Below are 24662 nucleotides of genomic sequence, written 5' to 3' on the forward strand. Positions count from 1 at the left end.
GGCAGAGAGAAAAAATTTTTTGTTGTTGGCAATCGGGGTTGGAGCTGCAGGAATTATCATTGGTGGAATAACAATTTGGAATATGGTAAATGATCTCTTTAGTCCTTAATTTTTAGGCACAGTTGGTTAACCAATATTTTTTTAGTAGTTAACGACATCTCACATGGTTTAATAGAGGGCAATCGATGATGCGTTTTAGTCATGGGTGCTAGAAAAAGACATTCACCACGTAGAGGAAGCCTTGCGTATTCACCTAGAGTACGTGCCAAAAGCATGGAGGCAAGAATACGTGCATGGCCAAAGTTAGATTCTGAAGAACCAAAAATTTTAGCTCACTGTGGCTTCAAAGCAGGATGTGTTCAAATTGTCAGTATTGATGATCGTGAAAAAGTACCTAATGCAGGAAAACAACTAGTAAGTTTGGGAACAGTTCTAGTTACACCACCAGTCTTGATTTTGGGAATTAGAGGTTATTCAAAAGATCATGATGGACTACATGCAGAGTTTGATGTTTATGCAGAAGATATTCCAAAAAACATTGCCAAAGAGATTTCACTAAAAAACAAACAAGAAAATGCAATAGAGAATGCAGAAAAAAGTTTGAAAAAAATTAAAGAAATTTTTGCCATTGTTGCAGTATCACCAAGTGCTGCAGGATTAGAACAAAAGAAACCATACATCTTTGAAGCTTCAGTTAGTGGAGGAGACATACCAAAACAATTTACACATGTTAAAGAATTACTTGGAAAAGAAATTAAGATTGATCAGATTTTTGAAACCGGTGCAAGCGTTGATGTTGCAGCAATTACAAAAGGCAAAGGTTGGCAAGGTGTTTTGAAAAGATGGAACGTAAAGAAGAAGCAACACAAATCAAGAAAGACCGTTAGAGAAGTTGGTTCACTAGGTCCAATCTCCCCACAAAGTGTCATGTATACTGTTCCAAGAGCAGGACAATTTGGATTCCATCAAAGAATAGAATACGACAAAAGAATTATGATTATGGGCAATACAGATGACGATAAACTAAAGATAAATCCAGATGGAGGATACAAACATTTTGGTTTAGTTAAAGGAGATTTCATCATTCTAAAAGGTTCAGTTCCTGGAACATATAGAAGATTAATCAAACTAAGAAGTCAAATCAGAAATGTTCCAGCCAAAGTTAACAAACCAAATATCTTGGAGGTAGTAGTATGACTAAAACAGCAGTATACGCAACAACTGGAACCAAAGACGGAGAAGTAGAACTCCCACCAGTATTTGCAACACCATTTAGAAGAGAATTGATTCACAAAGCTTTCACTAATCTAACATCACACAAATTCCAACCACAAGGAAGACATCCAACTGCAGGCCAAGACGTAGTTGCAGATTCTAATGATCCGCCAACAGGTCAAGGGGTATCTCGTGTAGCAAGAGCACGAGGTGGTGGTGGCGGAAGACAAGGACAAGGTGCAGAAGTAGCATCAACCAGAGGTGGAAGACAGGCACATCCACCTATTGTTGAGAAAGTAATTTACAAAAAATTAAACAAAAAAGAAAAAAAGTTGGCATTATGTTCTGCAATTGCAGCAACAGCATCAAAAGACAGAATAGAATCAAGAGGTCATAAGGTAGAAGGAATCGAATCATTTCCAATTGTAGTTTCAGACGACATTGAAGCAGTATCTAAAACAAGTGAAATTTCCAAAATACTAGATTCATTAAAACTAACACAAGATCTACAAAGATTACAATCAAGAAAACCACGTTCTGGTCAATCAAGACTCAGAGGAAGAAGTAAAAAAGTTGGAAAGAGCGTGTTGTTTGTAACTAAAGATTCATCAAATATATCAAAAGCAATTGGCGCACTTCCAGGTGTAGAGGCAACAAGTGTTAAAGATTTGAGCGTATTAGATTTAGCTCCGGGTTCAGACCCAATTAGATTAACCGTTTATTCCAAATCCGCAATAGAAGAAATTGGAAAAATAAAATCAACACATCTAGAGGTAATGGCGAAAGTACAATGAATGTAGATCAAGCAAGCAAAATCATAATCAAACCATACATTACTGAAAAGACATTTGCAATGGTGGAAAGTGAAAGTAAGATTTGCTTCATAGTAGATAGATCAGCAAGCAAACCAGAAATCGCTGATGCAGTTAACACACTATACAAAGAAAAAGTCACTAACGTCAATACAGCTAGAACAATATATGGCAAGAAAGCATTTGTTCAGTTTGAAAATACAGAAAAAGCAAGAGACCTCGCAACAAAGATAGGAATGCTATAATAGGGAGATTGAAGGTGAAGAACAAAAATGGTTAAAGAATTTTCATACAGAGGAATTCCAAAAGAAGAGTTAGAGAATATGTCATTAGAAAAATTATTCCAATTATTCAATGCAAGACAAAGAAGATCACTTACCAGAGGAATTAATGATGGTAAAAGAAAATTAATTGAAGAGATCAAAGCTGCAAAAGCAGGCAAATTAAAAAATCCAATCAAGACCCATGTCAGAGATTTGATTATCCTACCATACATGGTAGATGTTACAGTAAATGTTTTCTCAGGAAAGGAATTCAAACCAGTTCTAATTAGAACTGAGATGATTGGCCATTATTTGGGAGAATATGTCATAACAAACAAGAAGGTTTCACACGGTGCACCGGGTGTCGGCGCATCAAGATCCAGCCTCTATGTGCCATTGAAGTGATTATTATGGGTAGATTCGATTACGCTTTTCAAAATTATGATGCAACAAGACACGTACGTTCATCATTAAGAGAAAAAGATATCTCACATAAGCACGCAAGAGAAGTAGCAGTTGCAATCAAAGGATTGTCAATTGAAAAAGCAAGAGACTACTTACAATCTGTCGTTCACAAAGACAGAGCAATTGCATTTAGAAGATACAAGAATCAAGTCGGACACAAAGGTGATCCTGGAATGATGGCAGGACGTTACCCACAAAAAACAGCAAAAGAATTCATCAAAGTTTTAGATAATTTAGAATCAAATGCAGAATACAAAGGAATGGATTTAGATAGATTAAAAATTGTAAACGCAACTGTTCACAAAGGGGTTCTGATAAAAAGATTCATACCAAGAGCAATGGGTAGAGCAACTCCAAAGAACAATGTATTGACTCACGTAGAATTGGTGGCCCAGGAGATTTAGAAATGTCGTCAGTCAAGAATGTAATTAAAGACAACTACAACATGATGCTTCTCAAAGATTATCTTAGAGAAGCAATCAAAGAAGCTGGATTTTCACATGCAGAAATTTCAAAGACACCAACAGGTACAAGAGTTGCACTTCATGTTACAAGACCAGGAATAGTTATCGGAAGAAAAGGTTCAGGAATCAGAGACCTTACAGATAAACTTGCAACTGATTTTGGATTAAAGAATCCACAGATTTCTGTAGTGGAAATTGAAAAGCCAGAGTTATCACCAAGTGTAATGTGTAATAGAATGGCCTCACATCTTGAAAGAGGAACTGCGTTTAGAAGAGCGACTATGTGGACACTAAAACAAATTATGGAAAATGGCGCAATGGGCGTTCAAATTACAATTTCAGGTAAACTAAGAGGTGATCGTTCAGCTTTTGAGAAACATACTGCAGGAATCTTACCACGGGCAGGTCACCATGCAGAAGTAATAGTTGCTGAAGACATTGCACATGTCAATACAGCAATGGGATTAATTGGAATCAGAATTAGAATTGCAAGAAAAGAAAAATTTGTTCCAGAATTTGAGATGAAAACGGAGAAACCAAAGAAAGCTAAACAGGTCAAAGATGCAGATACTGGTAAGATGAGAGATGAAACTGCTGCTGAAAAGAAAGCAAGAACAGAATCAGAACAAATTGCACTAGAAGAAGAAAAAATGAAAGAACTTGAGACATTAGAAGAAGAGGAGGCAAAACTCAAATGACAAGAATTAGTATGAAGACAATCAAGAATCTAAATGAAAAAGATCTAAAAAGTAAGATTCAAGAATCACGAAGTGAACTTTCAAAACTTAGAGTTGATGCAGCTAAAGGTACATTAAGAAAAGAAAGCGGCAAACTAAAACCACTACGACACGACATTGCAAGAATGCTCACTAGATTAAACGAGATGAAGAAAGAGAAATGATTACAGCAGACAACATAACAGCACATGAATTTATTGGATTAAACACACAGATTGTTGAATCAACCAATCCACAAGTAATAGGATTAAATGGAACAATTGAAAATGAAACAAAATCAATGTTCACAATTAACACAGAAAATGGAAAAAAATCCATTGCAAAATCTACAAGTAATTGGAAATTCTCAATTGAAAATAACGATATAATTGTAAAAGGATCAAAGATTGCAAAAAGACCGTTTGATAGAATAGGAGCAAAGGCATGACTAGAGATATTGGATTAAAAGTAAAAGCACCAGAGAGAGAATGTACAGATAAGAATTGTCCTTTCCACGGAGGATTGGCAATTAGAGGTAAACTCTTTGATGGCAAAGTAACAGGAAGTAAAGCAAAACAGACCATCACCTTACAAAAAGACGCACCAATTTACTTTAATAAATTCAAAAGGTATGCAAGAGGAAAAAGCAGTATTCATGCTCACGTCCCAGGATGTCTTGATGTAGAATCAGGAGATAAAGTATTGACTGCAGAATGCAGACCAATATCAAAATCAGTGTCCTATGTGGTAGTGGAGGTTAGATCATAATGGCAAAGCAAGCAGGTAAGGGAGTAGAAGAATTCCGCCCATATGTAACTAAAGTTATTCCAGTCGGAGCAAATATTGTATGTGCAGATAATTCTGGCGCTAAAATTTTAGAAGTAATTAACGTTCCAAGGCACAAAACAAGAGCATCAAGACTCCCATCAGCATCAGTTGGAGATTTTTGTAATGTTGTTGTAAAGAAAGGTCCAGCTGAATTAAGAAAACAAGTGTATGGTGCAGTTATAATTAGACAAAAATATGCAATTCGCAGATTAAATGGTGTAAGAGTTTGTTTTGAAGACAACGCAGCAGTACTAATCACTCCAGAAGGAGAAACAAAAGGAACAGACATCAAAGGACCAGTAGCAGCAGAAGCTTCAGAGAAATGGCCAAGAGTAGCTAACTTGGCATCAATGGTGGTATAATAAAATGAAACCAACAAAAATGCGTAACAAGATGATTTATCGTGCATCATACAAGACAAAAAGTAAGCAACTTGGAAGTGCACTATCAAAAGATCTACATAAAAAATATGGAAAAAGAAGTGTCAGAGTAGTTGAAGGAGACAGCGTAACTATTCTTAGAGGAGAATTCAAAGGTGTAGATGGCAAAGTTTCAGAAGTATCTACAGAAAAAAGCAGTGTTGCCATTGAAGGAGTAAAGAAAGAAAAAACCAAAGGTGACAAATTTGATGTTTTTATTCACACCTCAAATCTGCTTGTCACATCATTAAACACATCAGACAAATGGAGAATGGCAAAGTTGGAAGGTAAAGATCCAACAAATCTACCTAAAGAGACACCAAAAGCTGCTGAAGAAACCGCTCAAGATACATCAAAGAAAGAAGAGTCACAGAAAACAGATACTAAAGAAACAAAAGTGGAGAAAGAATCACAAAAAAAGGAAGATGAGAATTAATGGTAAGCATTTCAGGTAGTAAAAAACTCAAACGACAAATGGCCCCTCAATTCTGGGGAATTACAAGAAAAGACAAAAGATTTGTAATTACGGTAAGACCAGGCCCTCACAAAAAGGATCATTCAGTACCTACAGCAGTATTTCTTAGAGATATGTTAAAGATTGTCACAAGTCTTAGAGAAGCAAAAACTGCAATCTATTCTGGAAAAGTAAAGATTGATGGAGTTGTTAGAAAATCACTACATCACGCAATTGGATTAATGGATATAGTGGAACTAGAAAATGTTCCAGATGTTTATCGTCTTGTGCCAACAGAAGGTAAGCTGCTAAAACCAATCAAAATTAACGATTCAGAAAAAACTAAAAAACTTGTTAGAGTTATCAGTAAAACTACAATTAACAAAGGAAAAATGCAAATAGGATTCCATGATGGGCGTTCAACAATTTCAGATACCAAAGTCAATGTTGGAGATGTATGTTTAATTCAAGTTCCAGATCAAAAAATTCTTGAAGTAATTAAATTAGAAACAGGAAACCATGGATTAGTAACACGTGGAATTAACGCAGGCCAGATTGGAAAGATTGAAAGTATTGAAGAAGGCACATTCATCCTTCCAAAAAGAGTTATTCTGTCTTTAGGAGATAGAAAAATCGAAATTCCAGCAGACATCATCATGCCAATAGGAAAAGAGGAACCAATAATTCAATTAAAGTGATCATATGTCTCAAACAACAGAATCCCCAATGAAAAAAATCTCTTTAGAGAAAGTAGTACTAAACATGGGAGTTGGTAAATCTGGAGATGTAATTGACATTGCAAGAAGAGCATTAGAACAAATTTCTGGTAAAAAACCATCAGCACGTAACGCAAAAGAAACACAAAGAGATTGGGGAGTAAGAAAAGGAGAACCAATTGGAGTTGCAGTTACAATTCGCGGTGATGATGCAAAAGAATTATTGAAAAGATTACTTGAAGCAAAAGGAAATACTGTAAATGGAAGATCATTTGATAATTTTGGAAATTATTCATTTGGAATTAAAGAACATATTGATATTCCAGGTGTGAAATATGAACCATCAATTGGAATTTTAGGTCTTGGAATTTCAGTTACACTAACTAGGCCAGGTTATGGAATTAGAAGAAGAAGCAAACACAAAGCAAGTGTTGGTAAATCTCACATTATTACAAATCAAGAAGCAAAGGATTATCTAGTAAAAGAGTTTGGAGTGACGGTAGCATAATGGCAAAAGATAGATCATACGAATTTACAGGTAGAAAAAAGCACGATTTTGGCAGAGGTTCAAGATGGTGTAAAAGATGCGGAGACTATACAGCTGTTATACAAAAATACGACTTGATGTTATGCAGACGATGCTTTAGAGAAGTAGCAACATCTCTGGGATTTAGGAAAAATAGGTGATATCATGCCAGCAACTAACATTTTAGCAAATCTATTTGTCACATTATACAATAACGAAACAAGAAGAAAAGGAGAGTGTACAATACTTCCAACTTCAAAATTGGGAATTGAAGTTCTCAAAACACTTCAAAAAGATGGATACATTGGAGAATTCGAACATATTGATGATAAAAGAGGAGGAAAATTCAAAATCAAATTATTGGCAAAGATTACAAAATGTGGTGCAATTTCACCTAGATTCAAAGTAAAAACTGATGAGTTTAACAATTGGGAACAGCAATACTTGCCAGCATACGATAGAGGAATGCTTCTTGTTACAACTAACCAGGGAGTAATGTCACATCATGATGCAGCACAGAAAGGAATTGGGGGATTTTTGATAGGATATGTCTACTAGTCAACTTGAAAAAATGCAAGATCAGGTGGAAATCCCAGAGGGAGTCAAGGTTACACAAAATAAACACATGTTATTGTTTGAAGGTCCACTAGGAAAAACACACAAAAGTTTTCGAAACATTCCAGTCAAAATTGACATTTCAGATAATAAAGTAAATCTCAAAACAATTGGTGAGAGAAAAAGAGATTATGCAATTTTACACACTGCAAGATCAATAATCAGAAATATTTGTGAAGGTCTCGTAGAAGGATATACAATAAAGATGAAAGTTGTTTTTGCACACTTTCCAATCACAGTAAAAGTTGAAGGAAAAAAAATTCTAATTGAAAATTATCAAGGAGAAAGAGCACCAAGAACTACACACATCATGGGAAATACAAAAGTAATTCCTAAAGGTGAAGACGTAATTCTCACAGGAGAAGTTTGGACAGACATTACCCAAACTGCAGCTAATATAGAATTAAAAACCAAAGTAAAGAATAAAGATCACAGAGTTTTCCTAGACGGCATCTATGTCTATGAAAAGAAAAAAGGCATAGAAAAGTAGATTTTAGTTTTTTCTAATGACCCTAGATCCTGAATTTGCCAAACAAACAACTGATTTAATTCAACAGACTTTAGAATTATACAAAAAATCAGGAGCTTCACCAAGAGTAGGAGAAGTTTGGGATTGTGAAAAAATTGGTGATTTTTTGTGTGGTTTTTTTGTTGGCGAAATGGTAGGTTCTGCACTTAGTGCATTTCAAGTTGTTCATCAAAGAGAACCTACTGCTGATGAGCACTTGGAAATAATTGAACTAGTAGAAAGTCATTCAAAAGAAATCAAAGAATTTTTTGCCAAATTTAACTAATCTACTATAACTTTGGTCTAAATTGTATAGTCGCAAGGATTAAATCACTTTTACCGAGGTACAAACATGTTGCCGCCCTAGCTCAGCGTGGTAGAGCATCCGACTGTTAATCGGACGGTCGTCAGTTCAAGTCTGATGGGCGGCGCCACTTATTTCTAAACTCGAGTTTTGAAACATTTTATTTTGATTGTGTTAACATATTACAAGGAGTGAAAAAATAATATTTCTAAATTCGAATTTAGAAATATTGATCGGTTGACAGTAATTGGTTTACACTATTAGACAACATAGATCTAATAGATGATCGCATATTTAGAATAATGCAGGAGGTTTACATTGGTCAGAACTAGAAGGGCCAACAGATATTGTGTTGACTGTGGCGCAAGACTAGTGTATTACCCAAGATTATCAAACCCAAAAGCACCAAATGAACATCGCGTACTAGTTTATGCATGTCCAGATTGCACAGATGATTTTGAAAAACCAAAAATGTTCTCAATTAAACGAAACCAAGTAGAAGATCCATTAGAAACTGTTGAGATAGAAATTACACAGTTACAGAAAAAAGCAGCTACTGCAAAATAATTTTAGGAAATGACATATCCAGAAAGACAAAGAAGTAATCTATGGTTTTTGTTGCCAATATTTTTTGGGATAATAGGGGGGATTATTGCATATTTTATTTTGCGTAAGGATGATCCCAAAAAAGCAAAAAATTGTTTGTATGTTGGAATTGCATTAATGATTGCAGGGTTAGTTTTTAATGCAATAATTGCATCACTCATACCTGAATTTGGCCCTGGTTTCAGAGTAAACGTTTAGCAAAAATGTTTAGTTCGCAGGTAAAGATTTAGAATATTTCAAAATTCGAATTTAGAAATATTCAAAATTTAGTACTAATCATAAATTTAGAATCATATAGAACCACTTTGCAATAATCCATTATGAGTGCATCAAGAATGAGAGATAATGTTGAAAGATGGTTAATTCATGAGGGGTTATCCTTTGAAGATGTTAAAAATCCTGAAAATGTATTCCAGATTTTGGTAAAACATGCAGGTCCAGCAGGAGTGCCAGTAGAAATTTTTGAACCAAAGGCACAACAAGGAATCTTAGTAGTAGGATCTAAAGTGAACATGAAAAATAATCAGATTGCAAGGTATTTGGGGTTTAACGAAGAAGAGAAAGAGAAGTTTGAGAAAAAAGTAGCAGATTATTGTTATTCAATCCAGGCAATTAACAAAAATACCACAGAAGATGGAAAGCAAAAGATCGGGGTTTATGTTGTGTTAGATAAAGAGGAAAACATCAATCAGCAAGGCCTGCTTGATACATTAGATAGAGTTTCAGAAATGCATGAAAAAACTGCAAGATTTTTGATGAAGACATTCTAAAACATAGATGATTTATCAGTTCTACGCGGGGCTTATAACAAAAATTACCTATTTCATAATATGAAAAGAAATACAACAAAATCAAAACCAAGAGAGATTACAATTTCTACAACAGAGTTGTCAAGATTTGGTATGGGGGTAATGAGCAGAGCCCTCAAAGTAGTTAATACTGCAAAAAAAGGCAAAATTACAATCAGATTAGAGAAGCAATAAATCTCAAATTTTGTAATTTTAACAAAAGGGATTTTGTCCCTTTTTTATTAAATTTCGAAGTAAATATTGCCAAACCCCCCCCCCCATTTAGGGGCAAGCAGTAGGTAAAATCAACACATCTCAACATAAAACATGAAAATCAATTTTTTTCAAATTGATGAGAATTCAATAAATGAATCGTTTGAAACTACCAATAATTTGTTTGAAGAGTTTAGAATTCTCTCATCTAAAATATTCATTCAAGTTTCAGAGTTTATAGGAGATATTACACAAAATTTTCTAAAATAGAAGATTTGTTAGAATTATGCCTAGGCGTTAAACCCCCCTCTAATTTTACCCTAATTAGGCACAATGTCAATTTTTCAAAAGTAGGCGTTTTGAGGGGGGGTTGAACACTCGTGCCTAGATATGAAATGCAACCATCAACCCACCAAGATGTCCCAGCTAAACATGTATGATCTTTTTGTGTTGTGCCTAAAAGCTCAACCCCTCAATTTTGACGAAAAATTACCAAAAATTACCAAAAAAATAGACCAAAAAAGACCAATGTGGAAACGTTGATCGATATAATTTTCCGCGGTTTTTATCTCATAAATGGTACCCGCATTATCGAGTTTTGGTCCTGCCCATTTCACTTGTGCAATTTTGCACTGGGCCTAAAGCCCTTTTTTTTCCAAACTATGCAACTATATATTCAAAAAAATGATGATTTTTTCGTGGCAGGATTAGGAATAGTCATTGTAATTGGAGCCATAATTGCATCCATGGCAGCTGCAATGTACATGTATACAGAATATCAGACAAATTACATCGAAACTACCACAGGTGATACTGTTACAGTAGGGCCTGTAGAATATGTCATCACATTTGAAGGCACACATGAAGGAAGTAAAGAAGTACAACCAGAAAACACGTTTGTAATGATTGGAATTACTGCAGAGTATACTGGAGATGAAGAGAAAACACTACTGTCAGGAGGACAATTTTACATTGTTGATGAAAAAGAGCAAAAACATGAAGCAGTTTATGGCGAATTTTCATCTAAAGACTTACTTTTAGAATGGTTAGAACCAAACAAGCCAGTAGAAAAAACGACACAGTTTGATATTCCATTTGATGAAGACAAAACGTACAAAATAATCATAAGACCACAAAAAGAACAGTCAACAGTAGACACAGCTGTTGTTTGCATAACAAATTGTTGATCGATAATTATCAAAATCAAAAAAAATTGTCAAATTTTTCTATAGTTTGCGTAATATTGTGTGACTTTTACTATATAACACACATGATTTTTGAAAAAAATCATGGCAATATCTAAAGCCAAAAGAGCTGAAGCAGCTAAGAAAGCAGCAAGAACTCGAAAGAGAAATGCAGCTAAGAAAGCAGCAGAGGCAGCAAAAGCAGCAGCATCTCGTAAGAGAAAAGCTGCAGCAACTCGAAGGAAGAATGCAGCTAAAGCAGCTCCAAAGAGAAGAACTGCAGCTAAAAGAAAAGCCGCTCCAAAGAGAAGAACTGCAGCTAAAAGAAAAGCAGCTCCAAAGAGAAAGGCAGCAGGAAAACGCAAAGCCGCTCCAAAGAGAAGAACTGCAGCTAAAAGAAAAGCAGCTCCAAAGAGAAAGGCAGCAGGAAAACGCAAAGCCGCTCCAAAGAGAAAGGCAGCTAAACGTCGACGTTAAGCTGTCTATGCTAACTTTTTTATGAGTTACATTCTTAATTTATCATATTTCTAAACTCGAATTTAGAAATATTGTAAATTGTTACTCGGACATTTTTAATTCAGGTAAAACAAAAATTCTGTTTGGTTTTATTTTTAGTATAACTCTTTTTTCAGCATCACGTTTGAATGGATAGTGATCACGTCCCATATATTGTTGCGTCAATTTATCAGCATGTTTGTAATCATAATCAGGAATCAATTCTTCAACAACACCACGAATTGTTGTCATATCAAGAGGGTTATCTTTTGAGACAACTGAAACTGCAACACGAGGATCACGTAAAACATTTTTGTGTTTTATTCTCCCTTCAGCAGTATTCACCATAACATACCCATCTTCATAATTTGCCCAAACAGGTGAAACCTGTGGCGAACCATCTTTCATAACAGTTGCAATAAAGACAAGATTTTTTTCAGAAAATAATTTTACAGCTTTTTCATCCATTAATTTCATTTCTCCAGATTGTTGGAAGTTGTTCAATTTTTGTAATGATTTCAAGTGCTTTTTCATTGTCTTTTTCTTGCATTGCTACTGAAAACTCATATCCAAGTCTGATCGCCTCGGGTGAAAGATCCTTTATTGATTCTAAATCTTTGCCTTCAAGTTTTATTCTTTCACCAATCGCACACATTTTCCAATTATCAGACATGTCTTGATGCTCCTGACCAAGTTCTTGCTGAACTTGTTTACGCCAATTAGTCAGAGTCATCTTTTCAATGAGGTCTTCTGTTTTTTGGCTGTAAAATATACGTACCATATCAGAATTTCTTGCACGAAATACTTAGGTTTAACGATTATTTTTTACCAGTATTCTCAAGTACATTCGTCATGGCACGATTCATAATTTCCATTACCAAATATTGAGAATATTCTTCAGATTTCTTTCCTTTTGATTTTCCAGTCTTTGGGGTCAATCCTTTTAGGATTTTTTCAATTTTTGTAGATGTGTTATCAATGAGTTTTGAATATTTTAATTCAAAATCTTCAGGGGTTTGAAAATCAAGAAGTTTTGTAGATGTGCTGTAAAATTTGGTTATTGCACCTCGAGATTCTTCAATTTTTACAATTTCAATCAGCCCTGATTCTTTTAGAATTTCCAGGTGATGGCGTACAGTGGTTAATGCTTTTTTGAATCCAAATTTTTTGAGCATGGTTGTAATCTGGTCAGCAGAAAGAGCTTGATGATATAATATCTCAACAATTTTTGCTCTTGCAGGGTCTTCAATTGCTCGAGCATGTTCAATACTTGTCGTGACAATACGATTTACTTTAATTGGTTTTTCTAATAACGTAGACATACTGAGATTACCTTTAATTCTGATCTAAAAGATCCTTGTATCATATTTTTTTGTCTAATCGCATCAATTTTTTTTCATTTTCAAAAAAATCATACTATTACTAAATTATGATTACCACTACAAGAATTATTGTATTATAATCACTAAAAATTATACCACTATGATAAAGATAGTAGTATAGAAAGAATTATTGTAGTGGTCTAAGATTTTTTATAAAATACCAAAAAAAGGACAATCAAGAAAATATGTCTAAAAATACCCCCATCAAGACAGGATTTTGTTAATTTTCAAAAACACTATTCGAGTTGAAAGTTAACAAACAGTCAACATTGAATCAAAATAACAATTACAGTGATTTACCAGAGAATTTTTCATATGCAGTAACATAACGTTCTGTCATTTTAGAAATTATATCAGATGGAATTTCAGGAGCCATAGGTTCTTCACCACGGTCACGAGCATCATCAAACTGTTTTTGATACCCATTTGTAGTTAGCCAATCACGTAAGAGTTGTTTGTCATATGCTTCTTGGATTTTTCCAACTTCAAAGGAATCCTTTGGCCATAAACGATACTCATCAGGACCAATTGAATCACCCAAAATGATTTGGTTATCTAAAATTCCAAATTCTAATTTTAAATCAGCCAAGATAAAACCAACATTATCAGCAATTTGTGCCATCTTTTTGTAAATATCAATTGAAGTTTTTTCTAACCAGTTGTATTGTTCCTCAGAAACTAGTTTCATTTCAATTGCTTTTGTTTTATCTATAGGAATATCATGCTCGGATTTAGTGGTAGGATCAAATATTGGTTCAGGCAGTTTTGCAGCTAATGTAGTATCAGTGCCTTCAGGAACTTTGAATTCTCCTTTTTTCCATCGGTTTACAAGACTACCATAAAAATATCCACGAACTACACATTCCATTGGAAGCATCTGCATTTTTTTGACTATAATTTCAGTGTCAGATTCGCGTTTGATGAAATGGTTGGGTACAGGTAATTCATTGAACCAAAATTCAGCAAATTTGCATAAAATCTCCCCTTTTCTAGGAATATCTTGCTTGAATTTTACATCATATGCAGATACACGGTCAGAGAATTTGAAGAGCAGTGTATTTTCATCAACATCATAAAGATCCTTTACTTTTCCACTGGTAAGAAATTTCAAGTAAAAATACTGAATGTTTACAGAATTTAACTGCTAGCAAATATCATGAACCCATCATACCTACCATTTTAGGCATTTCACGATATGCTTTATTGACAAATATGTCATTATCAGCACTGATCATCACAAATTTCATTGAATTCTCAGGAGGAGGAGAGACAATAATTTTTTGTCCCACTGCGATAGTTTGAATATCCAATGTATCCCCATCACCAAAATTAATGTGAACATTTGTTATTGGCTTGGCACCAATGTTTTGGATTGTCACTCGCCCCATAGTAAACATTCCCTGTTCATCTAAAAGAGGATCTACAAAAATTTCATAGTCTTGAGTAGATATAGAAAATTTGAAAAAATCTGCCCCAAAAATTACACCAATAGTTGCAATTACTCCTACACCAATACAAAGAAGTGCGGTGTACTGCTTCACAAAAATCTTATAGTATTTCTAATAATTAAATTGGTTACTTTACTTCAACGCCATTCCAAAACGCAACCATGCCTTTAATTTTCATAGCAGCATCATTAGGTTCAGCATAATACCATGCACAATCTTTGTTTGTCTTTCCATTAACGGTTACAGAATAATAATTGGCCATACCTTTCCATCCACAAAAACTAGTCAGGTCAGATTTTTCAAAGTATTCTTTTTTGATAGAATTAATAGGAAAGTAATGATTTCCTTCCACTACAACAGTATCATCACTTTCTGCAATAATTTCACCATTCCAAATTGCTTGCATTCTAATCATGTTTCTCCTTTGATTTCTTCTCGACTCTTAAACTCGGGGGTAATTCCAAGGGATTCATAATTTCCAGACGCACATGTAAAACACATAGAATCAACAGGAATTCCTACTGCTGCTGCAAGATTCTCAGCGTCATTATACCCCAAAAAGTCAGCACCAATACTTTTTCTTACCATGTCTATAGTTTCTTCTTGAGACATGTCTTTTCCATTTGAAAATGTTGCAAGTTCCTCTTGAGAGGGAAAATCAATACCAGCATAACATGGGAATTTTATTGGAGGATAAGTAATGACCATACTAATTTTTCGTGCCCCAGCACGTCTTAATGCTTTGATTATTGCTTTGGAGCTTGTACCTCTAACCAAACTATCATCAATTACAACAACATGTTTTCCGTCAATAATTTCTCGAATTGGAATAATCCATCGATTAATTTCTACCCTGTCTGTTTGATGGGGTTCAATAAAACTTCGCAAAGGCCCTTTCTTGCTGTATCTGTCTTTGAGTAGTCCCTCATCAAAAGATACACCTAATTCTTGTGCATAACCTAATGCTGCAGGTCTTGCAGAATCAGGTACGGGGATAACCAAATCAGCATCTTTGATTGGGAATTTTTTTGCCAAAAATCGACCAATGTTTTTTCTTGCAACATAGATGTTAGTTCCTTCCATGTTACTTGTTGGATGTGCAAAGTAAGTAAATTCAAAAGAACAATGTGCACGTTGTGGATCATCAGAAAACATTTCAGTTTCTATACCGTCTTTGCTTAATCGGATTAATTCACCAGGAGTCACATTTCGTTGCATTTGTGCACCAACTGCAGAAACTGCAGATGATTCTGATGCTACAATGTATGTATCATCAGATTCCTTATGACCTAAAACCATAGGACGAAAACCTTTTGGATCACGCGCAGCATAAACAGAATTATCATCAGAGATAAATGTAAAGCAATATGATCCAACCATTTCATTTTTTAAAACAGATAGGGCTTTTCCCATTTGACCTTTTTCAGAAATTAACGAAACAAGTCTTTGTGCAGCAACTAGTGTGTCACTTGCATTTTGAGGGGTAAAAGAGCAGCCACCTACTAAATTTGAGAGTTCTTGAACATTAGCTATTGTTCCATTGTGTGCAACACAAAGATCCTTTACTTTGAGAGGTTGTGCATTTTCCAATGAACTCCTGCCCATAGTAGAATAACGAACATGTCCTATTACACAAGGAGAAGAATATTCTTCAGCAATTGCCTTGAATTCAGAAGATGCTGCAGACACAAGACCTAATCTTTTGAGTGGAGGTTTGTTTGGTATTGCAATACCCCAGGCCTCCTGGCCCCTATGTTGTAAAGCACGTAATGCATCAATTGCCATTGGAATAACATTAGTACCACTAAGGCTGTAAATTCCAATTACGCCACAATTTTCTTTTGGTTTATCATCAAGAACATGCAATTTGTGATTGTTATCCATGCAATACCAAATCCCTTAACGAATTTAACCAAGTTTTTTGTGCTTTATCAACTCTTAGATCTATAATTGATTTTTTACCATTAACAAAATGAATCTTTTCTCCAGTAAATTCACCAATAACGCTGTACAAAGCTTTATTCTTTTTGAGGATTTTTTCAATTTTTGAGAGATTTTTCTTATCAAATGTTAAAAGATAGCGAGAGTGACTTTCAGAAAAGAGGATTCCATCAACATCCAATTTTTTACAAGGGACTTTTTCCAAAGATACTTTGCAACCAATTAGATTGTTCATAGACAATTCAGATACTGCAATTGCCAGTCCACCTTTTGAGCAATCATGAGCTGATTTCAAAAGTTGTCTTTCTATAATATCTAAAACTGATTTCATATTCTTTTTTGATTCTGAAAAATCTACTTTTGGACATTTTCCACCTACAAATTTGTGAATATATTCAAAATATTCAGAACCCCCCAATTCATCTTTTGTATCTCCAACAATTATCAGGCAGTCACCATCACTAATTTTTTGAGGAATTTGAGGATTTTTGTCAATTAATCCAATGACCCCAATTAGAGGAGTGGGTTTAATTGGACCGACAGGAGTTTCATTGTATAGACTAACTTTACCACCAATACATGGGATTTTGAAATCCTTTGCAAAATCAGTCAACCCCTTTAGGGATTCTAAGAATGTCCAAAAAATTTCAGGATCCTTTGGATTTCCAAATTGTAGATGATCTAACATTCCAATTGGTTTGGCGCCAGTACAAACAACATTTCTGCATGCTTCCTCAAAGCAACCAATTGCACCTTCTCTTGGATTGATGTAGCATTGTTTTGGATTACCATCAATTTTTACTGAGAGAAATTTACCATTGTCTAATCTTAAAACAGACGCATCTCTTCCTGGCTTTACCACAGTTCGGATTCCTACCTCATGATCATATTGCCCATAAACCCAAATTTTACTTGCAATGTTTGGGGATGCAAGTAATTTCATCATTGTTTTAGAAAAATCAGAAATTGTTTTGAACTTTTTTTCTTGTTCAATTGTCTTAAGATATGATGGTTTTTTTGATGGCAAATCAAGCAAGGTAGCATTTGCAACAACATCTGTTGGAAGATTTGCAAATGTTTTTTTTCCTTTTTTGACATGCATACGGTTATCAGATTTTACAGTTCCAATAACAGAGCAACCGATTCTAAATTTTTTACATATTTCTTGTAATTTTTTAAATTTAGGTTTACTAGTAACAATTAGCATTCTCTCTTGAGATTCAGAAACCATAATCTCATCGGGATGCATATCAGATTCTCGAGTGTGCACCTTACTAACATCCATCTCAATTCCAATATCTAATGCATCTGCAGTTTCAGAAATAGCACAAGACAGTCCACCGCCACCCAAATCTTTCATTGCGTGAATGAGTTTTTCATTTCGTGCCTCCAAAACGGCTTCAATAATTAATTTCTCAATAAAGGGGTCAGGGATTTGAACAGCAGAACGGTCTTCAGATTCTAATGAATCAGAAGCAAATTGTGAACCACCAATGCCATCTCTACCAGTAGAACCACCCATTAGTACTACTATGTCACCTTTTTTTGCATGGTTTTTTATTAAATTCTCTTTTTTACCAAAACCAACTGCTGCAACATCTACTAATGCATAATTTTCATAGCATTGATCAAATTCAACTTCTCCCCCAATAGTTGGAATGCCCAAGCAGTTACCATAATCGGCAATTCCAGTAACAGCATTTTTGAACAGCCATCTTGCTTGTTGATCTTTTTCAATATCTCCAAATCGCAACCCATCAAATATTGCGATAGGCCTTGTCCCAGCTGATAAAATATCCCGAATTACACCACCAACCCCAGTTGCAGCACCACCGTAGGGCTCAACAGCAGAAGGATGGTTATGACTTTCAATATGTGCAGTAACAACATATCCATCACCAACATCCAATACACCAGAATCATATCCTTTTTCTGTAATGACAAGAGGGCCCTTCATGGGCAACATTTTGAGATGTCTTTTTGAGGATTTGTAAGAGCAGTGCTCAGACCACTCTGCTGCAACAATTTGTAATTCAGTGGAGGTAGGATCTCTTCCAATTTTAGATTTTAATTCAGATAGTTCTTGAGGTTCTAAACTCAATTGCTTACACCTATTTTTTTCAGAAGAGATTCAAAAATTAGAGAAGATGGTTTGCTATCAATTGGATTAATTTCTGATTCTACTGCTCTTTCAGGATGAGGCATCATTCCAACAACATTTCCATCTTCATTACACACACCTGCAATTCGGTCTGATGAACCATTAACTACTCTGTCGTATCGAAATACAATTTGATTTTTTTTCTTTAATTGTTTCAAAGTTTCATCATCCACATAGTATCTACCTTCACCATTTGCAATAGGGATTGGGATTTTTTGATTTAGTTTAAATTGATTTGTAAATGGAGTTTTATTGTTTTCAACAATCAGATTTGTCCATTCACACATAAAATTAAGAGATTCATTTTTGAGTAAAACGCCAGGCAAAAGGCCAGACTCTACAAGAATTTGAAATCCATTACAAACTCCCAAAATAGGTATGCCTTTCTTTGCCATTTTCTGTACATCTTTAATAATTGGACTATGAGCGGCGATAACTCCGGCTCTAAGCCTGTCTCCATATGAAAAACCACCTGGAAGGATTACAGCATCAATGTTTTTTGGCAAAGATTTTTCATGCCAAAAATATTGAGCATCAAGATTAAAGACATCAGTTAAAACATGATACATGTCACGATCACAATTGCTACCAGGAAAAACTACAACACCAACTTTCACAATTACATTTAGATCTGGCGATATTTAATTTGAGTCTAGTCAGAAAAAATTATTACTGGAAAATACATCATGATCGCATGGCTCATGTGAGAGACATTATGCAAAAAAATGTCATTACAATCGAACATGATAAAACAGTCCTTGATGCGTCTATTGTTCTTAGAGAAAAAGAGATCAGTTTTTTGGTCATAATTAAAAAGGGAAAACCAGTAGGGGTTGTTTCAGAACGAGATATTGTTCAAAAAATAGCAGCCAAAGATCTAAAATCATCATCAGTTTTAATCGAAGAAGTCATGTCAAAGAAATTCAAGTGGGTGAGTCCAGATACAGTAATTGAGGATGCTGTTCAAAAAATGTTGAATAACAACATACGACGGTTAATCATCCTAGAAGATGAAAAGTTGGTAGGAGTAATCACACAAACAAATCTGGCGGAATTTTTACGCAGTAAACTCTTGATTAATGCAATGATAGACAATATTGATTCAGAAAAATACTAAGCATCAAAGACGTCAATTGTGACTTTACTCACCATGGGATTATAGATGCGTAATTCATCACATATTTCTTGTATTTTAAATTGTGCGGATTTTTTGTCTTTTTCTTTAATGGTGAATTTTAGCATTTTTGCAGTTTTAATTTTAGATACTGTTTTGTGGGTACCCTTTAATACCAAATCATTTAGAATTGTGTCCCCTTCAGGATCACTAATCCCAGGTTTATTTTCAATTGTTACATGAACATTATACGTATCCATAATAATTTAAAAAATTGAATCGAGGTTAATCTATCTTCCGAATAATTTTGTGCTTTTATACTTATTTTGAAATAATCAGTAAAGTTTCCGGTTCTGAGGACTTGTGTTGTGCAGATATACCCAGCCCAGAATCGGTTACTTGAATTTGTATTATTCATTAATCTTCAAGAAATTTTCTAAAAAACCAGAAATACGAGATCTTGTTAAAAAATTAGCAAACAGAATAACCAAAAAATTTTTCTTGTTCAATAAAATTTGAGAAAATCCAAAATTTTTAGATCAGGCATGGATTAGTAATAGTTAATCAAAATTAAAGATTGAAAATAAATAATTGCATTATTGTATTATACTTTGAATTTTTTTAGTCCTTCATTTAGGACTAGGTTTACAACGTGTGAGAAGCTAACTGACTTTATAGAAGTTCTGATCATTTTTGCTTGAATGTTTCTAATTTTTTCAGTATTCTCAGTTTTCAATACAACAGTAATTCGTTCTCCCAACAACCAGAATACTTATTCATGATATAAAAAGAGCCGGATAATTTCCCAAAATTGAGTATTAGTCACAAAGCCGAAAATATTGGAATTTATATCAGAATGATTTGTACAAAATAACATGGCAAGATCAAGATATTGGAAAATTACAGCTGAAGAGATGGAAGGATTTAGCTATAATGAAGAGAATTTGTTGAATTGGGAGATAAAATGTGTCAGAGAACCAGAAGATGAAGCACATTTTATTGGGGTTTTCATGTATCGTAACGGTACAGCATATGATTATGAATCAGTAAAGGGGATTTGTTATTTTTACAATAATATTGATAGAAAAGAACTTCCTGAAATTACTGGCTTCCTTCAAGGAAAGTTTGGAGGTAAAGAGATGGAAAAAGGTGAACGTGTAATTCTCAAAGGTTCACAGGAAATCTATTCAAGCAAAGATCTTGCAAGTTTAGCAAAAGAGATGGAATCCAAATTTAACACAAAGGCCATCATTTCTCTGGAATTTGAGGGCATATCAATAGAGCAACTCAAAGAAGACGGATTGCCTGAGGCAAAATTATTACCAATTCCCGGCAAATAGATATAGCTTTAAGCACAAAGAGATTAGATGTCAGAGCTTGATGGTATCAATCAGCATTTTGAGGAACTAAGAAAGAGATTACTTCGAATTGTACTAGTAATTGGAATAATTACTGCATTCATTTTGACATTTCATGCCGAACCAATCCAAGTAGGTCAAACCACATTATACTATCCAACACCTGAACCATTAAACAACATCGCAGCACAAATTACGAATCATATGAAAATTAATCTAGTACCAGAAGATGTACAGTTAATTCAAACTGCTCCAGGTCAAGCATTCTTTGCACAAGTGTACATTGCAGCACTAGTAGGAATTGTTGTTAGCATGCCAATAATCATCAAAGAGTTAGTTGGATTCATCAAACCAGCTCTAAAAGAAAATGAAATTAATGTTAGTAGAAGTATCACCATTCCCGCATTAGGGTTGTTCATTACAGGATGTGCATTTTCATACAACTTAGTAATTCCATACATTTTAGATTTCTTATACCGATATGGGGAATCTGCAGGACTAGTTACATTTCTCAATGTAATAGAATTTGTAACTTTTGTATTACAATTTTTATTGGCATTTGGATTCTCATTTCAACTTCCTCTAGTAATGTATGCAATTTCTGCATCAGGGATGGTCGATACAGATTTTTGGCGTAAAAACATTAGATATGCAATTGTCATAATTGTGATCTTTGGTGCAATTATTACTCCAGATGGAAGTGGTGTTACTATGTGGTTTATTGCAGGACCCATGATAGCACTGTATGCTACAGGCATGGTACTCATTGAACGCAAAGAACGTAAAAAGTTGAACACTTAAATCCGAATTTAGATAAAGAGACACATAATGTTTGGAATGAATTTAGCCAATTTCATTGCAGGTCAAGAATGGATATTCATCATAGTTATAGCAGTAGTATTGATTTTTGGTGCTAAAAAAATTCCAGAACTTGCAAAAACCTTCGGTAAAGCCAAAGGAGAATTTGAAAAAGGCAAGATTGAAGGTGAAAAAGAGCTTAAAGACTTCAAAGATAAAGAAGCAAAATCAGACTAGTTTTCAGCAATTTTTATAAAATTATCTAAAATTTCTTCGTAATTCTGCAGATATCTATTTTTAGAAAACATACCACCAATTTTCATTTTTCCTTTTAATTTGAAATCCACATCAACTAGAATTTTTGTGCCTTGAGGGATTTCGATGAACTGTTCTTGTATATGAGAGCCTTTTGCATCACCTCCAATAACAAATACATCATGTAAAACAGGTTCATTAGTAACATGCTTTGCCATGATCACAAATTCATCATCACCTAGAATCAGATGTTCCTCAACTACTGCAACATTATCTCTAACAGAACGGATTCTAATTGAAGGGAAAAATTCAGAAGAGATTTTTTGATAGTTTTCATAATCTGAAAAAATTTTGTATACAGTATTTCTATCAGCAGTAGTTATTTTTTCAAAGGAAAATTGCGGCAATTATAATTTAGAGAGTACCCCATCGAGGGTATAAATTGTGTTCTATGTCAAATTGGTCCAGACATTTTCCAACACCATGATTTACAATATCATCAATAGATTTAGGTTTGGTATAAAATTCAGTCACAGGAGGTAAAATAACAACCCCCAATCTTGAAAGCTTTAACATATTTTCTAGATGAATTGCAGATAGAGGAGTCTCCCTTACCATTAAAATTAATTTTCTTGATTCTTTTATTGTGACTCCAGCTGCTCGGGCAACAAGTGTATCGTCATAACCGTTTGCAATTGCAGATAATGTTTTCATGCTACATGGGGCAACAATCATTCCGTCAATTCTATGAGTGCCACTAGAAACACTAGATGCCATATTTTTTTCATCTGAGACATTGGTTGCAAGTGATTTTACATAATCAGACGTAAATTCAGTTTCCATTGGAATACATTTTTCTCCCCATTCAGAAATTATCAAATGAGTCTCAATGTCTAATTTTTTCAAAGTTTCAAGCATTCGAATTCCATAGATAACTCCAGTACTTCCAGTTATTCCAATTACTAGTTTCAATGATTGTGATTAGAATTCAGAGTATTTTATGTATTAGATAGGAAGTTATTCTTAGCACTAGACAGGAGGCTCATCATCAGCAGATGCTTCTAATTCCTTTCTTTCTTTTCTTCGCTTTATCCAAAGAGTGATTCCACCAACAGCCATTGCAGTTAGTAAAATTACACCTGCCATCTGTAATTCAAATTGATACAGCACACATTAGAGCAAACATCAATTCACAAAAATCTTGTGATTGTCTCCGATCGTAAAAAATGAAAATTAGCTATATTAGATCCTAATTTCAAGACATATCGTGATTAAAAGTTCTGAGATCAAGAAAATTGTTAATGACTATTCAGATGTAAAGATAGGTGTTCTTGGAAGTCATTCAGCACTTGAGATTATGGATGGCGCAAAAGATGAAGATTTTCAGACAAGAGTATTTTGTCAAAAAGGTAGAGAAGGACCATATCAAAGGTTTAGTAGAATTGCAGATGAAATTACAGTTTTGAATAAATTCAAAGACATGGCTTCAGCTAAAATTCAAAAAGAGTTAAGAGATTCAAATACAATAATTGTACCACATCGTTCCCTTACTGTTTATCTGGGGTACAAAACAATTGAAAATTCTTTCAAAGTACCAATTTTTGGAAACAGAAAATTATTCCAAGCTGAAGAGAGAACTGCAAAAAAAGGTCAGTATTATCTTTTAGAAAAAGCCAAAATAAAATATCCAAAATTATTCAAGGATCCTAAGAGAATCAATAAACCTTGTATCGTAAAAGTACAAGAAAAGAACAGGCCTCTAGAAAGAGCATTCTTTACTGTATCATCATACAAGGATTATGTTAAAAAATCTGAAGAGAGAGTTAAACAAGGGGTCATAGCTAGAAAGGATCTAGAAAAGGCAAGTATTGAAGAATTAGCAATTGGCACATACATGAATTTTAATTTCTTCCACACACCAATTTCAGAACAAGTTGATTTTATTGGAATTGAGAGAAGACTTCAAACAAATATTCATGACTACAATGCACTTCCTGCACAACAACAATTAGACATTGATGTGGATTTACAAAACATCGAAGTGGGTCACACACCTGCAAGTATCAGAGAATCTCTTTTAGAAAAAGTATTCAAAATGGGAGACAAATTTGTTAGAGCAGTAAAGAAGGAATACACTCCAGGAATAATTGGACCATTCTCACTTCAAAGTGTAATTACAAAGGATTTAGAATTGATTGTATATGATGTTTCATTGCGTGTTCCAGGAAATCCAATTGTTGCCACTACTAGCCCATATACAAAATATCAATATGGAAAAACATTCGGAGTTGGAAGAAGGATTGCAATGGAAATAAAACGAGCACATGAAGAAGATAGATTAGATGAAATAGTTACGTAAAAAATTTTTGAGCAAATAATATTTTTAAGAATTAAAAAGGCGCAACCCCCTTATTGCAGAACATTGAGAGATTCCCTCTCACGGTCAGGTCGTTAAACGCCTGATTGCCTTTATCATTCTGCGGGGCTACGCGTTTTATTCGTTAGATTTTATAACTAACGACATCAATATGTATAGGAAATTTTAGTATTTAATATTTATCATGAAATTTTACAATAATGATCTAATATTATTGTAAAAATTTTGTTATACACA

42 protein-coding genes and 1 tRNA gene are annotated in these 24662 nt (G+C 34.3%); 29 read left to right on the top strand and 14 right to left on the bottom strand.

What is annotated here, in order from left to right; genetic code table 11:
- Nucleotides 1-201: 201 nt before the first annotated feature.
- The 24 genes from NPIRD3C_RS06805 to NPIRD3C_RS06915 all read left to right on the top strand — a co-directional run bounded on the left by NPIRD3C_RS06805 (nt 202) and on the right by NPIRD3C_RS06915 (nt 11573).
- A complete protein-coding gene (locus NPIRD3C_RS06805) occupies nt 202-1197 on the top strand; it encodes a 50S ribosomal protein L3 (RefSeq protein ID WP_148703432.1) in 996 nt (331 codons plus the stop codon).
- Complete coding sequence (gene rplD / locus NPIRD3C_RS06810; protein WP_148703433.1) at nt 1194-2009, top strand: 50S ribosomal protein L4; 816 nt, start codon at nt 1194-1196, stop codon at nt 2007-2009. The genes NPIRD3C_RS06805 and rplD overlap by 4 nt, the downstream gene beginning before the upstream one ends.
- The gene (locus tag NPIRD3C_RS06815) at nt 2006-2272 is read left to right on the top strand and encodes a 50S ribosomal protein L23 (RefSeq protein WP_148703434.1); all 267 of its coding nucleotides are present in this window, start codon (nt 2006-2008) and stop codon (nt 2270-2272) included. Before rplD ends, NPIRD3C_RS06815 begins: the two co-directional genes overlap by 4 nt.
- Nucleotides 2273-2299: 27 nt before the next feature.
- Complete coding sequence (locus NPIRD3C_RS06820; RefSeq protein WP_148703435.1) at nt 2300-2695, top strand: 30S ribosomal protein S19; 396 nt, start codon at nt 2300-2302, stop codon at nt 2693-2695.
- A 5-nt stretch (nt 2696-2700) separates the two neighbouring features.
- The gene (locus NPIRD3C_RS06825; protein ID WP_148703436.1) at nt 2701-3159 is read left to right on the top strand and encodes a 50S ribosomal protein L22; all 459 of its coding nucleotides are present in this window, start codon (nt 2701-2703) and stop codon (nt 3157-3159) included.
- 2 nt (nt 3160-3161) lie between these two features.
- On the top strand, nt 3162-3917 hold the full coding sequence (locus tag NPIRD3C_RS06830; RefSeq protein WP_148703437.1) for a 30S ribosomal protein S3: 756 nt from the start codon (nt 3162-3164) through the stop codon (nt 3915-3917).
- Nucleotides 3914-4120 (top strand): 50S ribosomal protein L29, encoded by a 207-nt coding sequence (gene rpmC / locus NPIRD3C_RS06835; protein WP_148703438.1) that lies wholly within the window; start codon nt 3914-3916, stop codon nt 4118-4120. Before NPIRD3C_RS06830 ends, rpmC begins: the two co-directional genes overlap by 4 nt.
- On the top strand, nt 4117-4383 hold the full coding sequence (locus NPIRD3C_RS06840; RefSeq protein WP_148703439.1) for a ribonuclease P protein component 1: 267 nt from the start codon (nt 4117-4119) through the stop codon (nt 4381-4383). Before rpmC ends, NPIRD3C_RS06840 begins: the two co-directional genes overlap by 4 nt.
- Nucleotides 4380-4703 carry a 30S ribosomal protein S17 gene (locus NPIRD3C_RS06845; protein WP_148703440.1) on the top strand — a complete coding sequence of 108 codons (324 nt, stop codon included), beginning with the start codon at nt 4380-4382 and terminating at the stop codon, nt 4701-4703. The genes NPIRD3C_RS06840 and NPIRD3C_RS06845 overlap by 4 nt, the downstream gene beginning before the upstream one ends.
- A complete protein-coding gene (locus NPIRD3C_RS06850) occupies nt 4703-5125 on the top strand; it encodes a 50S ribosomal protein L14 (RefSeq protein WP_148703441.1) in 423 nt (140 codons plus the stop codon). Before NPIRD3C_RS06845 ends, NPIRD3C_RS06850 begins: the two co-directional genes overlap by 1 nt.
- A gap of 4 nt (nt 5126-5129) precedes the next feature.
- The gene (rplX, locus tag NPIRD3C_RS06855; protein ID WP_148703442.1) at nt 5130-5618 is read left to right on the top strand and encodes a 50S ribosomal protein L24; all 489 of its coding nucleotides are present in this window, start codon (nt 5130-5132) and stop codon (nt 5616-5618) included.
- Nucleotides 5618-6334 (top strand): 30S ribosomal protein S4e, encoded by a 717-nt coding sequence (locus tag NPIRD3C_RS06860; protein WP_148703443.1) that lies wholly within the window; start codon nt 5618-5620, stop codon nt 6332-6334. The genes rplX and NPIRD3C_RS06860 overlap by 1 nt, the downstream gene beginning before the upstream one ends.
- A 4-nt stretch (nt 6335-6338) precedes the next feature.
- Entirely contained in the window at nt 6339-6860 is a 522-nt protein-coding gene (locus NPIRD3C_RS06865; protein ID WP_148703444.1) for a 50S ribosomal protein L5, read from the top strand.
- Nucleotides 6860-7039, top strand: a complete 180-nt coding sequence (locus NPIRD3C_RS06870; protein ID WP_014963151.1) for a 30S ribosomal protein S14 — start codon at nt 6860-6862, stop codon at nt 7037-7039. Before NPIRD3C_RS06865 ends, NPIRD3C_RS06870 begins: the two co-directional genes overlap by 1 nt.
- A gap of 4 nt (nt 7040-7043) precedes the next feature.
- Nucleotides 7044-7436, top strand: a complete 393-nt coding sequence (locus tag NPIRD3C_RS06875) for a 30S ribosomal protein S8 (RefSeq protein ID WP_148703445.1) — start codon at nt 7044-7046, stop codon at nt 7434-7436.
- Nucleotides 7426-7983: a 50S ribosomal protein L6 gene (locus NPIRD3C_RS06880; protein WP_148703446.1), complete on the top strand. Its 558-nt coding sequence runs from the start codon at nt 7426-7428 to the stop codon at nt 7981-7983. Before NPIRD3C_RS06875 ends, NPIRD3C_RS06880 begins: the two co-directional genes overlap by 11 nt.
- 16 nt (nt 7984-7999) lie before the next feature.
- Nucleotides 8000-8287, top strand: a complete 288-nt coding sequence (locus tag NPIRD3C_RS06885) for a hypothetical protein (RefSeq protein WP_148703447.1) — start codon at nt 8000-8002, stop codon at nt 8285-8287.
- Nucleotides 8288-8358: 71 nt separating this feature from the next.
- Nucleotides 8359-8435, top strand: a tRNA-Asn gene (locus NPIRD3C_RS06890).
- 188 nt (nt 8436-8623) lie between these two features.
- Nucleotides 8624-8872, top strand: coding sequence for a hypothetical protein (locus tag NPIRD3C_RS06895; RefSeq protein WP_141975656.1), 249 nt, complete (start codon nt 8624-8626; stop codon nt 8870-8872).
- Between the two features lie 9 nt (nt 8873-8881).
- Nucleotides 8882-9109 (top strand): hypothetical protein, encoded by a 228-nt coding sequence (locus tag NPIRD3C_RS06900; RefSeq protein WP_148703448.1) that lies wholly within the window; start codon nt 8882-8884, stop codon nt 9107-9109.
- A 122-nt stretch (nt 9110-9231) separates the two neighbouring features.
- The gene (locus NPIRD3C_RS06905) at nt 9232-9681 is read left to right on the top strand and encodes a DUF2299 family protein (RefSeq protein ID WP_148703449.1); all 450 of its coding nucleotides are present in this window, start codon (nt 9232-9234) and stop codon (nt 9679-9681) included.
- A gap of 60 nt (nt 9682-9741) precedes the next feature.
- Entirely contained in the window at nt 9742-9894 is a 153-nt protein-coding gene (locus NPIRD3C_RS10470; RefSeq protein WP_160272889.1) for a hypothetical protein, read from the top strand.
- A gap of 716 nt (nt 9895-10610) precedes the next feature.
- The gene (locus NPIRD3C_RS06910; protein ID WP_148703450.1) at nt 10611-11099 is read left to right on the top strand and encodes a DUF4352 domain-containing protein; all 489 of its coding nucleotides are present in this window, start codon (nt 10611-10613) and stop codon (nt 11097-11099) included.
- A 102-nt stretch (nt 11100-11201) separates the two neighbouring features.
- Nucleotides 11202-11573 carry a histone gene (locus tag NPIRD3C_RS06915; protein ID WP_148703451.1) on the top strand — a complete coding sequence of 124 codons (372 nt, stop codon included), beginning with the start codon at nt 11202-11204 and terminating at the stop codon, nt 11571-11573.
- An 81-nt stretch (nt 11574-11654) separates the two neighbouring features.
- Here the strand turns inward: NPIRD3C_RS06915 and NPIRD3C_RS06920 are convergent, their stop codons facing one another.
- From NPIRD3C_RS06920 to purQ, 9 genes are all read right to left on the bottom strand, one after another.
- The gene (locus tag NPIRD3C_RS06920; protein ID WP_148703452.1) at nt 11655-12059 is read right to left on the bottom strand and encodes a PPOX class F420-dependent oxidoreductase; all 405 of its coding nucleotides are present in this window, start codon (nt 12057-12059) and stop codon (nt 11655-11657) included.
- Nucleotides 12052-12372 carry a hypothetical protein gene (locus NPIRD3C_RS06925; RefSeq protein WP_148703453.1) on the bottom strand — a complete coding sequence of 107 codons (321 nt, stop codon included), beginning with the start codon at nt 12370-12372 and terminating at the stop codon, nt 12052-12054. Before NPIRD3C_RS06925 ends, NPIRD3C_RS06920 begins: the two co-directional genes overlap by 8 nt.
- Nucleotides 12373-12409: 37 nt before the next feature.
- Nucleotides 12410-12913 carry a winged helix-turn-helix domain-containing protein gene (locus tag NPIRD3C_RS06930; protein ID WP_148703454.1) on the bottom strand — a complete coding sequence of 168 codons (504 nt, stop codon included), beginning with the start codon at nt 12911-12913 and terminating at the stop codon, nt 12410-12412.
- 346 nt (nt 12914-13259) lie between these two features.
- Nucleotides 13260-14084, bottom strand: coding sequence for a phosphoribosylaminoimidazolesuccinocarboxamide synthase (purC, locus tag NPIRD3C_RS06935; RefSeq protein WP_148703455.1), 825 nt, complete (start codon nt 14082-14084; stop codon nt 13260-13262).
- Nucleotides 14085-14127: 43 nt separating this feature from the next.
- Nucleotides 14128-14514 carry a hypothetical protein gene (locus NPIRD3C_RS06940; protein ID WP_148703456.1) on the bottom strand — a complete coding sequence of 129 codons (387 nt, stop codon included), beginning with the start codon at nt 14512-14514 and terminating at the stop codon, nt 14128-14130.
- 34 nt (nt 14515-14548) lie between these two features.
- Nucleotides 14549-14827: a DUF427 domain-containing protein gene (locus NPIRD3C_RS06945; RefSeq protein ID WP_148704165.1), complete on the bottom strand. Its 279-nt coding sequence runs from the start codon at nt 14825-14827 to the stop codon at nt 14549-14551.
- Between the two features lie 5 nt (nt 14828-14832).
- Complete coding sequence (locus NPIRD3C_RS06950; RefSeq protein ID WP_148703457.1) at nt 14833-16305, bottom strand: amidophosphoribosyltransferase; 1473 nt, start codon at nt 16303-16305, stop codon at nt 14833-14835.
- Entirely contained in the window at nt 16298-18463 is a 2166-nt protein-coding gene (gene purL / locus NPIRD3C_RS06955) for a phosphoribosylformylglycinamidine synthase subunit PurL (protein ID WP_148703458.1), read from the bottom strand. Before purL ends, NPIRD3C_RS06950 begins: the two co-directional genes overlap by 8 nt.
- Complete coding sequence (purQ, locus tag NPIRD3C_RS06960) at nt 18460-19140, bottom strand: phosphoribosylformylglycinamidine synthase subunit PurQ (protein WP_148703459.1); 681 nt, start codon at nt 19138-19140, stop codon at nt 18460-18462. Before purQ ends, purL begins: the two co-directional genes overlap by 4 nt.
- 77 nt (nt 19141-19217) lie before the next feature.
- Here purQ and NPIRD3C_RS06965 point away from each other — a divergent pair, with 77 nt between their 5' ends.
- Entirely contained in the window at nt 19218-19640 is a 423-nt protein-coding gene (locus NPIRD3C_RS06965) for a CBS domain-containing protein (RefSeq protein ID WP_148703460.1), read from the top strand.
- Here the strand turns inward: NPIRD3C_RS06965 and purS are convergent.
- Entirely contained in the window at nt 19637-19897 is a 261-nt protein-coding gene (gene purS / locus NPIRD3C_RS06970) for a phosphoribosylformylglycinamidine synthase subunit PurS (protein WP_148703461.1), read from the bottom strand. The genes NPIRD3C_RS06965 and purS overlap by 4 nt on opposite strands.
- Nucleotides 19898-20241: 344 nt before the next feature.
- On the bottom strand, nt 20242-20400 hold the full coding sequence (locus NPIRD3C_RS10475; RefSeq protein WP_160272890.1) for a hypothetical protein: 159 nt from the start codon (nt 20398-20400) through the stop codon (nt 20242-20244).
- Between the two features lie 112 nt (nt 20401-20512).
- On the opposite strand from NPIRD3C_RS10475, the gene NPIRD3C_RS06975 reads away from it, so the two are divergent.
- The 3 genes from NPIRD3C_RS06975 to NPIRD3C_RS06985 are packed head-to-tail and all read left to right on the top strand — an operon-like array spanning nt 20513 to nt 22030.
- Nucleotides 20513-20977: a hypothetical protein gene (locus tag NPIRD3C_RS06975; protein WP_148703462.1), complete on the top strand. Its 465-nt coding sequence runs from the start codon at nt 20513-20515 to the stop codon at nt 20975-20977.
- A 27-nt stretch (nt 20978-21004) separates the two neighbouring features.
- Nucleotides 21005-21796 (top strand): twin-arginine translocase subunit TatC, encoded by a 792-nt coding sequence (gene tatC / locus NPIRD3C_RS06980; RefSeq protein WP_148703463.1) that lies wholly within the window; start codon nt 21005-21007, stop codon nt 21794-21796.
- 27 nt (nt 21797-21823) lie between these two features.
- A complete protein-coding gene (locus NPIRD3C_RS06985; RefSeq protein WP_012215156.1) occupies nt 21824-22030 on the top strand; it encodes a Sec-independent protein translocase subunit TatA/TatB in 207 nt (68 codons plus the stop codon).
- Here the strand turns inward: NPIRD3C_RS06985 and NPIRD3C_RS06990 are convergent.
- From NPIRD3C_RS06990 to NPIRD3C_RS10480, 3 genes are read right to left on the bottom strand one after another with little or no spacing between them, the layout of a single operon-like run.
- Complete coding sequence (locus tag NPIRD3C_RS06990; RefSeq protein ID WP_148703464.1) at nt 22027-22455, bottom strand: SRPBCC family protein; 429 nt, start codon at nt 22453-22455, stop codon at nt 22027-22029. The genes NPIRD3C_RS06985 and NPIRD3C_RS06990 overlap by 4 nt on opposite strands.
- A gap of 7 nt (nt 22456-22462) precedes the next feature.
- Nucleotides 22463-23020, bottom strand: a complete 558-nt coding sequence (locus tag NPIRD3C_RS06995) for a UbiX family flavin prenyltransferase (protein ID WP_148703465.1) — start codon at nt 23018-23020, stop codon at nt 22463-22465.
- A 57-nt stretch (nt 23021-23077) separates the two neighbouring features.
- On the bottom strand, nt 23078-23218 hold the full coding sequence (locus NPIRD3C_RS10480) for a hypothetical protein (RefSeq protein WP_160272892.1): 141 nt from the start codon (nt 23216-23218) through the stop codon (nt 23078-23080).
- 97 nt (nt 23219-23315) lie between these two features.
- Between NPIRD3C_RS10480 and NPIRD3C_RS07000 the strand changes: the two genes are divergently transcribed.
- Nucleotides 23316-24407 (top strand): formate--phosphoribosylaminoimidazolecarboxamide ligase family protein, encoded by a 1092-nt coding sequence (locus NPIRD3C_RS07000; RefSeq protein ID WP_148703466.1) that lies wholly within the window; start codon nt 23316-23318, stop codon nt 24405-24407.
- Nucleotides 24408-24662 lie beyond the last annotated feature (255 nt).

Source organism: Nitrosopumilus piranensis (assembly GCF_000875775.1).
Classification (GTDB): Archaea; Thermoproteota; Nitrososphaeria; order Nitrososphaerales; family Nitrosopumilaceae; genus Nitrosopumilus; species Nitrosopumilus piranensis.